Origin of the sequence: Rhodomicrobium sp. R_RK_3 (genome assembly GCF_002198715.1) — a bacterium.
In the GTDB taxonomy this organism is placed as follows: domain Bacteria; phylum Pseudomonadota; class Alphaproteobacteria; order Rhizobiales; family Rhodomicrobiaceae; genus R-RK-3.
The window spans coordinates 38,737-52,852 of record NZ_MWLK01000032.1; the positions used below are offsets into that span (position 1 = coordinate 38,737).

The following is a 14,116-nucleotide window of genomic DNA, read 5'->3' on the forward strand; positions in this document are numbered from 1 at the left end:
TGCTTGCGGCTAGTCGATGGCGGCGGCGGGATGGCCGCCGAGGCCAGTCCGGATTTTGGAGATCGCCCAGGTGATCAGCGGCGAGAACAGCAAGAGCAGTCCCAGCGTCATGATCGAGCCGACCAGCCAGTTCGACCAGAACACCGTGAGGCTGCCCTGGCTGCCGAGCAGCGCCTGCCGGAACCCTTCCTCCGCCTTGTCGCCGAGCACGATGGCAAGCACCAGCGGCGCCAGCGGATAGTCGAGCTTCTGTAGAACATAGCCCATGATGCCAAAGCCGAGCATCAGCCAAATGTCGAACATGTTGTTGTTGACGGTATAGGCACCGACCGCGCAGATCACCAGGATGACCGGCACGATGATCGAGAACGGCACCCGGAGGATCGCGGCGAACAGCGGCACGCAGGTCAGGACGATGATCAGGCCGACGACATTGCCGAGATACATCGAGGCGATCAGGCCCCAGACGAATTCCTTCTGCTCGATGAACAGCATCGGTCCGGGCTGCAGGCCCCAGATCATCAGGCCGCCGAGCAGCACCGCCGCCGTCGGCGAGCCGGGAATGCCGAGCGTCAGCATGGGCAGGAGCGCGCTGGTGCCGGCGGCATGGGCGGCGGTCTCGGGCGCGACGACGCCTTCGATTTCGCCCTTGCCGAAATTGTTGCCGTTCTTGGAGAAGCGCTTGGCGAGCGCATAGCTCATGAACGAGGCGGGCGTCGCGCCGCCCGGGGTGACGCCCATCCAGCAGCCGATGATGCAGCTCCGGATCGAGGTCGCCCAGTAGCGTAGCAGGCTCTTCCAGGTGTGGAGCACGACGCTCAGGCGGATGGTGGCGTGCTTGCCGCGGAATTGCAGGCCGCTTTCGACCGAGGACATCATTTCGGCGATGCCGAACAGGCCGATGACCGCGATCAGGAAGTCGAAGCCGGCGAGCAGTTCCTGGCTGCCGAAGGTCAGGCGCAGCGAGCCGGTCATCTGGTCGAGGCCGACCGCGCCGAGCGCAAAGCCGAGGCACATCGAGGCGACCGCCTTGAACGGCGAGCCCCGGCTGGTGCCGATGAAGCTTGCAAATGTCAGGAAGAAGACCGCGAAGAACTCAGCCGGTCCAAATCGCAACGCGAATTTGGCGATCAGCGGCGCGAGGAAGGTGATCATGATCACCGCGACCAGTGCGCCGACGAAGGACGAAGTGAAGGCCGCTGTCAGCGCCTGGTCCGCCCTGCCCTGCTGGGCCATGGGATGGCCGTCGAAGGTTGTCGCCACAGACCAGGGTTCTCCTGGTATATTAAAAAGAATGGAGGTGATCGCACCGCCGAACAACGCGCCCCAATAGATACAGGAGAGCATGATGATGGCCGAAGTCGGCGACATCGAGAATGTGAGGGGTAGTAGGATCGCCACGCCGTTGGCGCCGCCAAGTCCAGGCAGCACGCCGATAATCACGCCGAGCACGATGCCGATGACCATCAGTACTATGTTATAAGGCGTCAGCGCGATCGAAAAACCATGTAGAAGGGAAACGACGTCTTCCACGGGGCAGCTCTCCTTATTGCCGGCTTCCTCCGACCGTGAGCTGGATCGCTTCCGCACCAGTGCCCTTCAAGAGGGTTTATCTCTTCACGATCTGGTATGCAGCATACCGTTTTTTTGTCCGTCGCCAATATAATAAATCTGAAGTTTATGCAAAAATATCAGGCAAAGAGCGTTTCGGAGCCGACGCGGCCGTTCTGTAAAGTGTTGATACGCTTAACTTTATCGCCGCATTTTGAGGAGTTCCCGCGATTTGTAAATTTTCATTACAACTCTTGACGGTCCTCCTTGCAGGATAGTGCGTCTTGGCATATGGTATGCCTGATGCCACGAACATGGCGCGCGACCGCCTTGCTGGCGGTATAAAGCAGACGAGGGATGAGTGATCAGCAGCTTAGCGGGTGTGGGCGCAATCGGTCTAATGCGGATAATGTGCCGAACAACCGAATCGAGGATCGGCCGTGACCAACCATCTTAAGATTGCCCCTATCCAGCAAAACCCGAGCCTCAAGGCGCGGGCCTATGAAGCGTTGAAGCTGGCCATCACGGACATGAACATCTACGCGCCCGACGCCCAGCTCCGGCTGGACGAGCGCGACCTGTCGCAGCGTTTCGGCGTCAGCCGCACACCCTTGCGCGAGGCGCTGGCGCAGCTCGAATCGGAGGGGCTCGTCCGCATCGTCATGCGGCGCGGCATCTATATCAACCGCCGCACCAAGGCGGAAATCCTCGACATGATCACCGTCTGGGCCGCGCTCGAGAGCATGGCGGCGCGGCTCGCCACCAAGGAAGCGACCGACGCCGAACTGGCCGGCCTGCATGCGCTGGTCGATGTCTTCAACGTCGATGAAGTCTCCCAGCGCATGGGAGAGTATTCCGACGCCAATATCCGCTTCCATCAGGCCATCATCGCGCTCGGCGGCTGCAAGCTGATCGAGGAGATCACCAACGGCCTGTTCTTCCATGTCCGCGCCATCCGGCAGCGAACGATTTTCGAGAATGAACGCGTCAAGCGGTCGATCGTCGACCACAAGGAGATCATCGCGGCGCTCGAGGCGCGCGACACGGAGCGGGCCGAGCGGCTCGTGCGGGAGCATACGCTCAAGCTGCGCGAGCACGTCGATCGCAATGTGAATCTCGACTGATCTGGGTCGAGGGCACAAAAGCGGATCTAGGGAGAAATGCAATGTCGACTGCAATGGCAATAGCCACAGCCGATGCCAGCAGGGACGAAGCCGACCCGGCGCGCGCGCCGGAGCATCGCCTTCTCGCCGCCGGCCAAATGCTTGAACGCAATCGCTTAAAAATGATTTGCGGCCTGCCCGGCATCAATGCCGCGCATGATGACCGCCCGGCGCGGGCACACGGCCTGCGCCCGATCTCGCCCCGGCGTGAACGGACCGCCGCCGGCGCCGCCGCCAATGGCGGCCGGATCGGGGCGGCTTCCCGGACTTAATCCCGTTTCATGCAATGAATTTCCTCAAATGCGAGAGGACGCAATGAAAGCTCTAGACGGCGTCAAGATCCTCGACTTCACCCATGTGCAGTCCGGGCCGACCTGCACCCAGCTCCTGGCATGGCTGGGCGCGGACGTCATCAAGGTCGAGCGCCCCGGCGTCGGCGACGCCACCCGCAAGCAACTCGTGGATGTGCCGGGCGCGGACAGCCTCTATTTCACCATGCTCAACCACAATAAGCGCTCGATCACGCTGGACACCAAGAACCCGGCCGGCAAGGAGGTGCTGACCCGCCTCATCGAGGAATGCGACGTGCTGGTCGAGAATTTCGCCCCCGGCGCCATGGAGCGGATGGGCTTTGGCTGGGAGCAGGTGCAGAAAATCAACCCGCGCATGATCATGGCCTCGGTGAAGGGCTTCGGGCCGGGCAAATACGAGGACTGCAAGGTCTATGAGAATGTCGCCCAATGCGCGGGCGGCTCGGCCTCGACGACCGGTTTCCGCGACGGCCCGCCGCTGGTGACGGGCGCGCAGATCGGCGACAGCGGCACCGGCCTGCATCTGGCGCTCGGCATCGTCGCGGCGCTCTATCAGCGGCACGCCTCCGGGCGCGGCCAGAAAGTGCTCGTCGCCATGCAGGACGGCGTGCTGAACCTTGCCCGCGTCAAGCTGCGCGACCAGCAGCGCCTGGCGGCCGGCCCCCTGACCGAATATTCGCAATATGGCGAGGGCATCCCCTTCGGCGACGCGGTACCGCGCGCCGGCAATGATTCCGGCGGCGGCCAGCCAGGGCGGATCCTGCGCTGCAAGGGCTGGGAGACCGACCCCAACGCCTATACCTATTTCATCACCCAAGCGCCGGTCTGGGAGAAGGTCTGCGACGTCATCGGCAAGCCGGAATGGAAGACCGACCCCGATTACAAGACGCCCGCCGCCCGCCTGACCCGCCTCAACCACATTTTCGAGACCATCGAGCAATGGACGATGACCAAGACCAAGTTCGAGGTCATGGACATCTGCAATCCGCTCGACATCCCCGTCGGCCCGATCCTGTCGATGAAGGAAATCGCCGAGGATGAGGGCTTGCGCAAGACCGGCACCGTGGTCGAGGTCGATCATCCCACGCGCGGCAAATATCTCAGCGTCGGCTGCCCGATCAAGATGTCGGACAGCCCGGTCGAGGTGACGCGCTCGCCGCTGCTGGGCGAGCATACGGACGAAATCCTAACGGCGGTGCTGGGCTATTCGGAGGAGCAGGTCGCCGCGATCAAGGCGGCCGGCGCAACCGAGGAGGCACAACGCGCCGCCGCGGCGGAGTAGCGTCCCCCGCGCAATTTTTCCATCAAGCATGGGGCCCGTCGCGAGACGGGCCTTCACCAATCACGAACACCGAATTTGGCGCGCAAACCGGCGCAGCTTAGGGAGGAACCGAATGAGCGACAAGAAAACCGTCCGCCGCGTACTCGATGCCGTCAAGGCGTCAGGCCGAACCGCTCTGACCGCGCCCGAAGCCAAGCAGGTTTGCGACGCCTACGACATCCCGGTGCCGCAGGAAGGCATCGCCACCACGGCCGGGGCCGCCGCCGAACTCGCCGAGGGCATGGGATTCCCGGTGGTGATGAAGATCGTCTCGCCGGACATCCTGCATAAGACCGATGCCGGCGGCGTGGTGGTCGGCGTCGCCTCCGCCGAGCAGGCCCGCGCCACGTTCCAGACCATCCTCGACAATGCCAAGCGCTACAAGGCCGACGCCAGGATCGACGGCGTCCAGGTGCAGCAGATGCTGCCGTCCGGCGCCACCGAAGTCATCGTCGGCGCCATCACCGATCCCTCCTTCGGCAAGCTGGTCGCCTTCGGCCTCGGCGGCATCCTGGTCGAAGTGCTCAAGGACATCACCTTCCGCCTCGCTCCCGCCAGCACGTCCGACGCCGAAGCCATGCTCGACGGGCTGAAGGCGTCGGAAATCCTGCACGGCGTGCGCGGCCAGCCGGGCGTGAAGCGCGAGGCGCTGACGGACATCATCGAAAAGGTCTCCGCCCTCGTCACCGATTTCCCCGAGATCGCCGAAGTCGACCTCAACCCGATCTTCGCCACCCCCAAGGGCGCGACCGCCGTCGATGCCCGCATCGTGTGCGATTTCGAAGCCAAGACCGCGCGCTACCGTCCCGACGAGACCGAAATCCTGCGCGCCATGAACCGCATCTTCCATCCCAAGGCGGTGGCCGTCATCGGCGCCTCGGCCGAGACCGGCAAGATCGGCAATTCGGTCATGCGCAACCTCATCAATGGCGGCTATAAGGGCACCATCGTCCCGGTGCATCCCAAGGCCGGCGAGATCCTCGGCGTGCAGGCCTACAAGTCGATCCTGGATTATCCGGGCGAGATCGATGTCGCCGTCTTCGCCGTGCCCGCCCATCTCTGCGTCGCCGCCATGGACGAGGTCGGGCGCAAGCAGGTGCCCGGCGCGGTAATGATCCCCTCGGGCTTCGCCGAGACCAACAACCAGGAGCTTCAGGACGAGCTGCTGGCCACGGCCCGCAAGCATGATGTGCGCGTGATGGGGCCGAACATCTACGGCTTCTACTACACGCCGGAAAATCTCTGCGCGACCTTCTGCACCGCCTTCGACGTCAAGGGCAAGGCGGCGCTGTCCTCGCAATCGGGCGGCGTCGGCATGTCGATCATCGGCTTTGCCCGCTCGACCAAGATGGGCGTCTCGGCCATCGTCGGCCTCGGCAACAAGTCGGACCTGGACGAGGACGATCTGCTTACCTTCTTCGAGCAGGACCCGAACACCCAGGCCATCGCCATGCATTGCGAGGACCTGAAGGACGGCCGCGCCTTCGCCGAAGTCGCCGCCCGCGTCTCGAAGAAGAAGCCGGTCATCATGCTGAAGGCGGGGCGCACCTCCTACGGCTCGAAGGCCGCCGCCAGCCATACCGGGGCGCTGGCCGGCAACGACAAGATCTATGACGACGTGCTGCGCCAGGCCGGCGTCATCCGCGCGCCCTCGCTGCGCTCGATGCTGGAATTCGCGCGCGGCCTGCAGGTGCTGCCGACGCCGAAGGGCGAGAACGTGCTCATCATCACCGGCGCTGGCGGCTCGGGCGTGCTGCTGTCCGACGCCTGTTTCGACAACGGCCTCACCCTGATGAAGATGCCGGACGACCTCGACGCCGCCTTCCGCAAGTTCATCCCGCCTTTCGGCGCGGCGGGCAATCCGGTCGACATCACCGGCGGCGAGCCACCGCTGACCTATCAGAACACGGTGCGGCTCGGCCTCGAGGACGAGCGCATCCATGCGCTGATCCTGGGCTATTGGCACACCATCGTAACGCCGCCGCTGGTCTTTGCCGACAAGATGATCGAGGTCGTCACCGAGGCGCGGGCCAAGGGCATCGACAAGCCGATCGTCGCCTCGCTGGTGGGTGACGTCGAGGTCGAGGACGCCTGCCAAAAACTCTACGACCATGGCATCGTCGCCTATCCCTACACGACGGAGGTGCCGGTCGAGGTGCTCGGCGCGAAATATAAATGGGCGCGGGCGGCCGGCCTGCTTTAGCGGACCGACCGGCGCGCCGGCGCTACGAACCGAAGCCCGTCCCGGTGAGGCCGGGACGGCGGCCGCATCGCGAAAGGCTTATCGACCGGCGCTGAGCCTGCTAATTTGCGGCCCGTGCCACAAATTTGGTCAGGAACCATCGCCGATGCCCGCCCGCAGTCCATTCACGCCGCTCGTGCAATCCCTTCCCGCGACCGTGCCTTTCGTCGGCCCCGAGACGCAGGAGCGGCGGATGGGGCGCCGTTTCGCCGCCCGCATCGGCGCCAATGAGAGCGTCTTCGGTCCCTCGCCCGCCACCATCGCGGCGATGCGCGAGGCGGTGCCGGAGGTGTGGAAATACGCGGATCCGGAGAATTTCGAGCTGCGCACGGCCCTCGCCAAGCATCACGGCGTCGGGCCGGACAATATCGCCGTCGGCGAGGGCATCGACGGGCTGCTCGGCTATCTCGCCCATATGATCGTGCGCGAGGGCACGCCGGTCGTCACCTCGCAAGGCGCCTATCCGACCTTCAACTACCACATCGCCTGCTATGGCGGCCGCTTCGAATTCGTGCCCTATCGCGGGGACCGGGAAGACCCCGAGGCGCTGATCGCCCGCGCCATCGAGACATCGGCGCCGCTGATCTATTTCGCCAATCCCGACAATCCGATGGGCAGTTGGAGCGACGCCGAGGCGGTCCAGGGCATGATCGACGCGGTGCCGGACGGGGCGGTCCTCTGTCTCGACGAGGCCTATATCGAATTCGCGCCCGATGGCGTCGCGCCGCCGATCGACGTGGCCAATCCGAGGGTGATCCGCTTCCGCACCTTCTCCAAGGCCTATGGCATGGCGGGGGCGCGGGTCGGCTACGGCATCGCGCATGAGGACATCGCGCTGGCCTTCAACAAGGTGCGCAACCATTTCGGCATCAACCGCGTGGCGCAGATCGGCGCGATGGCGGCGCTCGGCGATCAGGAATGGCTCTCCAAGGTGCGCGGCTGGGTCGGCGAGGCGCGGAACCGGATCGGCGAGATCGCGGCGGCGAGCGGTCTTTCGGCGCTGCCGAGCGCGACCAATTTCGTCACCGTGGATTGCGGCCGGGACGGCGTTTACGCCAAGCGGGTGGTGGAGGAGCTCGGCAAGCGCGGCATCTTCGTGCGCATGCCTTTCGCCGCGCCGCAAAACCGCTGCATCCGCATCTCCGCCGGCAAGCCTGCCGATCTTGACGCGCTGGCGGAGGCGCTTCCCGACGCGCTGCGGGCGATCTAGCGCCCCATATACGCCGAGAAAGACAGATAGAACCGGACTCTCAGGCCCGTATGTCCGCCGGTCGAGGTGGCGGACATCGCGGCGAATCCGATCCGCTGGCCGACGGGAAACCGCAAGCCGCATCTCGAAAGGCCATCCCATGCAGAACAGTCCGCCGCTCCCCGACAAGGCCGGTGGCGCAAGCCGAAAATGGCGCTGCCTCACCATGTTGAGCGTGCTCGTCATCGCCTCATGGATGGCCGCCCCTCTCGCCTGCGCCGAAAGGCCATGGCTCTCGCCCAATTACCGGGACCATCCCCTCGCCGGCACCGTCTGGACCGCCGATTTCAAGCCCGTCACCGCGCAGCAGCTCGAGACCGCGGCGGCGCAGGCCAATTTCGTCCTGCTCGGCGAAATCCATAATAATGCCGACCATCACCGGCTGCAGGCGCAGATGATCGAGGCGCTGGTCCGCGCCGGACGGCGTCCGGCGGTGGTGTTCGAAATGATCCCCGCGAGCCTGCAGGCCGGATTGGATCGTCACCTGCAAAGCAGCCCGGCCGACGCCGCCGGGCTCGGCAAGTTCCTGAACTGGGAGGAGCGGGGCTGGCCGGACTGGGCCATCTATCAGCCGGTCGCCGAGGCGGCGCTTGCGGCAAAGCTGCCGCTCCGGGGCGGCGCGCTCGATCGCGACACCAGCCGGGCCATCGGCAAATCCGACCCGTCGCAGGCAAAACTGATCCTGGATCTCGGGCTCGACCAGCCCGTGAGGCCCGAGGCCGTGGCGGGGCTTGCCAGGGAAATCGAAGACGGCCATTGCAACATGCTGCCCAAATCCGCCGTGAAGCCGATGATCATGGTGCAGCGGGCCGTGGACGCCCAATTGGCGAAAATCCTCCTCGGCGCCACGCCGAAAGACGGCGCGGTGCTGATCGCCGGCTCCGGCCACGCGCGAAAGGACTGGGCGGTGCCGACCTTTATCAAGCAGAAATTGCCGGATGCCTCAGTGATATCGATCGCGTTTTTCGAGGTCGATCCCGAGCGCCCCGCCGCCGCCGATTATGTCGACCCCATCGCCGGCCTCGGCGCGCCCTATGATTTCATCTATTTCACGCCAAAGGCCGATCTCGTCGACCGGTGCGCGGAAATGGCCGAGCAAATGGGCAAGATCAGGCCGAAGCCATGATGCCGGTCCCTGCGCTCCGCGCTCGAATGCGCCGCAGCCCAGCCCACTCCCAGTAGAATTAACTCCGTCGCCCCGGCCGTTAGAGCCGGGGCCTACTCGCCGCTCCACGAGCATGGTGCCAGCGGTCCTGCCAATGGGTCCCGGTCCGGCCTTACGGCCGCCCGGGACGACGAGAGAGGATAGGCAGGAGCGCCCGAATTAACGCGGGCCTCACTGCCCCACGGACGTGACGTTCTGGTCGCCGCCGGTCACGCGCCAGACGGTGTTGCCGACGTCGTCGGCGACGAGCAGCGCGCCGCTCTTGTCGATGGCGACGCCGACCGGACGGCCGCGCGCCTCGCCATCGGCATTCAGGAACCCGGTGACCACGTCCTCCGCCATGCCGTTCGGGCGCCCGCCGCTGAACGGCACGTAGACGACCTTGTAGCCGTTGAACTGGTCACGGTCCCAACTGCCATGCTCGCCGACGAAGGCACCGCCCCGGTATTTCTGCGGCAGGGTCTCAGCCGTGTTGAAGGCGAGTCCGAGCGGCGCGACATGCGAGCTCAGCGCATAATCGGGAACGATCGCCTTCTCGACGAGGTCCGGGCGCTGCGGCATGACTCGCGGGTCGATGTTCTTGCCGAAATAGCTGTAGGGCCAGCCGTAGAAGCCGCCATCCTTCACCGAGGTCATGTAGTCCGGCACGAGATTGGGGCCAAGCTCGTCACGTTCGTTGACGACGGTCCACAGCGCGCCGCTTTCCGGCTCGAAGGTCAGGCCGTTGGGATTGCGCAGCCCGCTCGCGAAAATGCGCCAGCGGCCGGTCGCGCGGTCCACCTCCCAGATGGCGGCGCGGTTCAACTCCGCCCCGATGCCGTTCTCGGTGATGTTGCTGTTCGAGCCGACGCCGACATAGAGCAGCGACCCGTCGGGGCTCGCCACCAGGCTCTTGGTCCAGTGATGGTCGATGGGGCCGCCGGGAAGCGGCGTCAGCACGGTGCCCGGGGCGGTGATCTTGGTGTCGCCCGTCGTGTAGGGATAGCGGACGATGGCATCGGTGTTGGCGACATAGAAATCGTTGCCGACCAGCGCCACGCCGAAGGGCGAGGTGAGGTGATCGAGGAAGACGCTCTGCGTCTCCGGCTTGCCGTCGCCGCCGGGGCGGAGCAGCGTGATGCGGTTGCTCGGGCCGGTATCGCCGCCCGAGGTGACCCAGGACTCGATCCAGCCCATGACAATGTCCTTGGGCCGGTGGATCGGGTTGGGCCAGGGCGCCTTCGATTCGACCACCAGGATGTCGCCATTGGGGAGCGTGTAGAGCGAGCGAGGATGCTGCAGGCCGGTTGCCAGCGCCTCGATCTTCAGCCCCTCCGCGACCACCGGTTTCTCGCCGGCCTTCCAGCCGACCACCGGCGCCAGATGCATCGGCGGGAAGAGATATTGCTGCGGCGCGGGCAGTTTCGGGTTCGGCCCGATCTGGCTGGCGGTGTCGAACGGCTCCTCCTTGCAGGCGGCAAGGCTGAGAGCGGCCGTTGCGGCGAGGGCGAGGCCGAGGCGCCTGCCGGTCAAAAATTTAGTCATGAGCCATGACTCCCTCGCTGTGGCGGTAGACCATGGACCGGCCCATCCAACCCGTGAAGACAAGGATGAGGACGACAGCGGCGGAGAGCACGAGCCCCCAGGGAACCACCGACGTCCAGGCGTCGCGCGTGTGCACCAGCAGATTGAGCGTCGCCAGCAGCAGCGCGATGATATTGCCGAGGGCATGGGGCCATGCGGGCGCCTGCTCGCGGATCAGCCGGTCGCCCATGAAATCGAACAGTCCGGCCAGCGCGGCGAGCCAGCCCAGGACGACGCCGGCGGCGAGCAGCCAGGCGGAAAAGTCCGCCCACATCATATCGGCGGTCCGCCAATAGGCCAGATCGGTCAGCAAAGCTCCGACGAAACAGACGATCGGGAAGGGAACGAGGATGGGATGGATCGGCAGCTTGGCGACCCGCGCCGTCGCCCGGGGGGTATCAAGCGCCATGGGAGACCCTCCATGCCGGCGGGAGGCACGGGGCGCGCTCCGGTCTGGCGCGCCTGCGATTGCGGCATGGAATCGTCATGGGACCTCTCCTCCGTCACGGCCGGACCGCGATGCCGGCTCCAGGCAGATGGGAAGATCCCCGCCGCGGCTTTTGCTGGCGCTTGCTGCGGTTTGATTGCCGTTGCCCATTTGCGCGGCGTTTCGAGGCTTTCGCTCAACGATGCGCGCGCTCCCGCGTTAGCCTTGCACCACGCGACGGCCCGCGCGCGCCCGACCGGCGCGAGCGGCGGAGCGTTGGCCGCGGCGGCCACAGCGCAAATGGGAGCTTAAGATGGACGATCAAAACCTGCGGGCGGCCCTGGAGCGTCACTGGGCGGCGTCCGACGCGGGCGATTTCGAGGCCGAGCACGACATCTACCGCGAGGACGCGGTGCTGGATTACCCGCAATCGGGCGAACGGATTCGCGGCCGCAGCAATATTCAGGAAAGCCGGATGGTGCAACCGGATGACAAGCGCTTTACCGTCAAGCGCATCATCGGCAGCGGTGCGCTCTGGGTCACCGAATTCATCCTGACCTATGACGGTATCCCCTCTTACGCGGTCAGCATCATGCAGTTCCGCGAGGGGCTGGTCGCCAGCGAGACGCAATATTTCGCCGACCGCTTCGACCCTGCCCCCTCGCGCGCGCATCTTGTCGAGCCAGCGGGCGAGACGGACCGGCGGTGATGGGGGTGAGAAGCCTGGCGCCCGCCCTCACCCCGCGAAGGCGATGAACATCGCCGAGGTCCAGACCTTGGCGTCGTCGATCTGGCGGGCCTGGAAATAGACCGGCCTAAAGCCGTGCGGCCCATTTGCCGGCGCGATCTCGATGGTGCCGGACACATCGCGCGGCGCCGGCCTTTCGCTCATGCGCTCCAGAGCCAGGAACATCTCGACGCCCGGCAGCGCTTTCCGCATCCGCGAGGCGGCGATCAGCTCCCCGCCCGATACCTCCCAGGCAAAGCTGGGGCAATGGGCGAACGGATTGCCCTTGGCCGGGTCGCCGACCTTCACATAGCCGTCGATGGTGCCCTCGACCGAAATCCGGGCGCCCCCCAGGCCCGACACGTCCAGCTCGATGGCGTCAGCGTCGCCGAAGGTGTCGCTGCGGAAGGCGAGCACGCTGGTGCCCTCGCGCCAGCAGCTCTCCTCCAGATGCTCGAAGCCGAGGGCCTGGAACGCGTTGATGACGCCGTTATGGACCGTGATCCTGCCCTTCCACGCCGCCGAACGGTAGCGGTCCTTGATCCGCGCGCCGCCCCAGCGCAGGCGGATTTTGCGCTCGGAATAGCCGAGTTCCTGCTGCAAATCGCGGTGCCAGAACGGCCCGTCATGGTCCGACGCGATGATCTCGTCCCAGCCGGCATCGCCGAGGAAGCGATAGGCGATGATGGCGGGGCCGGTATGGGCGAAGGCGTCGCCCATCTTGTGCCTGCCGCAGCGGGTGAGGCCGAATGTCCGCTCGCCGGTTGCCGCGAATGTGTGCCGGGCCCGCAGGGCGCGGGCGATGGCGGCGCGGGTCAGGGCCGGGGCGATCACGCCGGTGATGCCGCCCTTGGTACCGAACACCGCGGTGCCGGGCACCCCGCCACCGCACCGGCCGCGATGCTCGTCGCCCGCCATCGAGGCGCCGAGCTGATAGCCGCGCTGCATCGCCTCCTGGTAGAGCCAGCCGAAATGCCCCCAGGACGAGCCGATCTCGGCGAGCCGCTCCAGCCCGGGATGGTGCCAGTCGAGATTGCAGCGCCGCCCGCCGACATGCGGGATCAGCAAATGCCCCTCCGGGTCGCCTGCGTAAGCCGCCCAGAGTTCCTCGACCGGCCAGGCGCCCGGCACCGCCGCGCCGCCCTTCATGTCCTCGTTCCATTCGACCGAGCGCACATGCTCGCCGGTCTTCAGATAGGGAAATTCCGGCGTGCCGTCATGCAGGAAGACCACATTGCGGTCGCCGCCGGCGCAGGAGCTGCCCGACCATTCGACGCCGGGATAAGCGACGAAGCGGCCGTCCTGGTTGATCTCGGAGATCAGTTCGACGGTCTTCTCCCAGCGCGGCGTGGTGATGTTGAAATCATTATGGGCAAAGGCCAGCACGTCCAGCCCGGCGACGTCGCGGCCATAGGTCAGGTTGTAGGTGGTGGAATTGGTGCCGATGGTGTCCTCGCTATGAACGTGCAGATCGGCGTAGAAGACGCGCGGCGCCTCGAAATTCTCCTCGATGGCGACATAGAAGGATTTTGCCGCGACGCGCGGGCGGCCTGGCAGGCGGGCCGTGACGACGAGTTCGCCGGCGCGGTTTGTCGGCATGTCCTCCAAAAGCGTGACGCACCAGCCCTTGCCCGGATGGGTGATCTTGCGGGCGTAGAAGGACTCGCCGTCGAGCGCGGCGGTGACCTCGAAATCCTCGCGCAGCGCCCAGCAGGTGTTGCCCCAGGCATCCTCCGCGCGCAGGCGCAGCGGCAGCCGCTCGCCCGCCTTGACGATGCGCGAGCCGGTCCACTGGATCTGCGCCGGCGGCCCCGGCTCGACCTGCAGCACGATGTCCGACGCCACGGCGGCAAAGCGCGAGGTGCCGAGCGGATCGACATAGCAGCGGATGCGGAAATCCTGCTCGACGAAGGTCTGCACGCGGGTGCCGGGACCGCCGAGGCGGCGGTCGCCGAGCCGGATGAGGATATGGTCGCCGGCCTTCAGATAGCCGTCCACGACATCGACGATGATCGCCTTCTGATAGGGCCGCTCATGCCCCTTCTGGTCGAAGCGGAGTTTTAGCGCCTGCACCGTCGCGGGCGACTGGCCCTCGACCAGCCGTCCCGCCTGATATTCGGCGCTGATATAGTTGGCTCCCGCCGGCTCGCTGGTCTGGAACAGCGCCCAGTCGGAATAGAACTTCATGGTCGCCTTGAACCATGAGCCGTCGGCCATGCCGGCCGCGCCGACTTCGTAGTCGATGACGATCTCCTGCCAGGAGCCCGCCTCCATCCGGTCCAGATTGCAGCTCACCCGGCCAAGGAACGGCATGTCCTTGGTGATCTCGTAGAGCCCGGCCGGCGCGGTATGCGGGCCGAGCGCCGCATCCAGTTCCTCGCGCGTACGCTTCCTCAT

Annotated in this window: 10 protein-coding genes; 6 read left to right on the forward strand and 4 right to left on the reverse strand. The window is 65.7% G+C overall.

Annotation, left to right across the window (positions count from 1 at the left end):
• Positions 1-9: 9 nt before the first annotated feature.
• Positions 10-1,533: a tripartite tricarboxylate transporter permease gene (locus BLEFHOIH_RS18770; RefSeq protein WP_088347564.1), complete on the reverse strand. Its 1,524-nt coding sequence runs from the start codon at positions 1,531-1,533 to the stop codon at positions 10-12.
• Between the two features lie 458 nt (positions 1,534-1,991).
• On the opposite strand from BLEFHOIH_RS18770, the gene BLEFHOIH_RS18775 reads away from it, so the two are divergent.
• The 5 genes from BLEFHOIH_RS18775 to BLEFHOIH_RS18800 all read left to right on the forward strand — a co-directional run bounded on the left by BLEFHOIH_RS18775 (position 1,992) and on the right by BLEFHOIH_RS18800 (position 8,963).
• Positions 1,992-2,675: a GntR family transcriptional regulator gene (locus tag BLEFHOIH_RS18775; RefSeq protein WP_088347565.1), complete on the forward strand. Its 684-nt coding sequence runs from the start codon at positions 1,992-1,994 to the stop codon at positions 2,673-2,675.
• 354 nt (positions 2,676-3,029) lie between these two features.
• Positions 3,030-4,307 (forward strand): formyl-CoA transferase, encoded by a 1,278-nt coding sequence (gene frc, locus BLEFHOIH_RS18785; RefSeq protein WP_088347567.1) that lies wholly within the window; start codon positions 3,030-3,032, stop codon positions 4,305-4,307.
• Positions 4,308-4,419: 112 nt separating this feature from the next.
• On the forward strand, positions 4,420-6,549 hold the full coding sequence (locus BLEFHOIH_RS18790) for an acetate--CoA ligase family protein (RefSeq protein ID WP_088347568.1): 2,130 nt from the start codon (positions 4,420-4,422) through the stop codon (positions 6,547-6,549).
• A 145-nt stretch (positions 6,550-6,694) separates the two neighbouring features.
• Entirely contained in the window at positions 6,695-7,798 is a 1,104-nt protein-coding gene (locus BLEFHOIH_RS18795; protein WP_088347569.1) for a pyridoxal phosphate-dependent aminotransferase, read from the forward strand.
• 139 nt (positions 7,799-7,937) lie between these two features.
• Entirely contained in the window at positions 7,938-8,963 is a 1,026-nt protein-coding gene (locus tag BLEFHOIH_RS18800) for a ChaN family lipoprotein (protein ID WP_088347570.1), read from the forward strand.
• Positions 8,964-9,173: 210 nt separating this feature from the next.
• On the opposite strand, the gene BLEFHOIH_RS18805 is transcribed toward BLEFHOIH_RS18800, so the two are convergent.
• The gene (locus BLEFHOIH_RS18805) at positions 9,174-10,526 is read right to left on the reverse strand and encodes a sorbosone dehydrogenase family protein (protein ID WP_088347571.1); all 1,353 of its coding nucleotides are present in this window, start codon (positions 10,524-10,526) and stop codon (positions 9,174-9,176) included.
• Positions 10,519-10,974: a DUF2231 domain-containing protein gene (locus BLEFHOIH_RS18810; protein WP_088347572.1), complete on the reverse strand. Its 456-nt coding sequence runs from the start codon at positions 10,972-10,974 to the stop codon at positions 10,519-10,521. The genes BLEFHOIH_RS18805 and BLEFHOIH_RS18810 overlap by 8 nt, the downstream gene beginning before the upstream one ends.
• 331 nt (positions 10,975-11,305) lie before the next feature.
• Between BLEFHOIH_RS18810 and BLEFHOIH_RS18820 the strand changes: the two genes are divergently transcribed.
• Positions 11,306-11,701: a nuclear transport factor 2 family protein gene (locus BLEFHOIH_RS18820; protein WP_088347574.1), complete on the forward strand. Its 396-nt coding sequence runs from the start codon at positions 11,306-11,308 to the stop codon at positions 11,699-11,701.
• A 27-nt stretch (positions 11,702-11,728) separates the two neighbouring features.
• Here the strand turns inward: BLEFHOIH_RS18820 and BLEFHOIH_RS18825 are convergent, their stop codons facing one another.
• Positions 11,729-14,116 carry a hypothetical protein gene (locus BLEFHOIH_RS18825; RefSeq protein ID WP_088347575.1) on the reverse strand — a complete coding sequence of 796 codons (2,388 nt, stop codon included), beginning with the start codon at positions 14,114-14,116 and terminating at the stop codon, positions 11,729-11,731.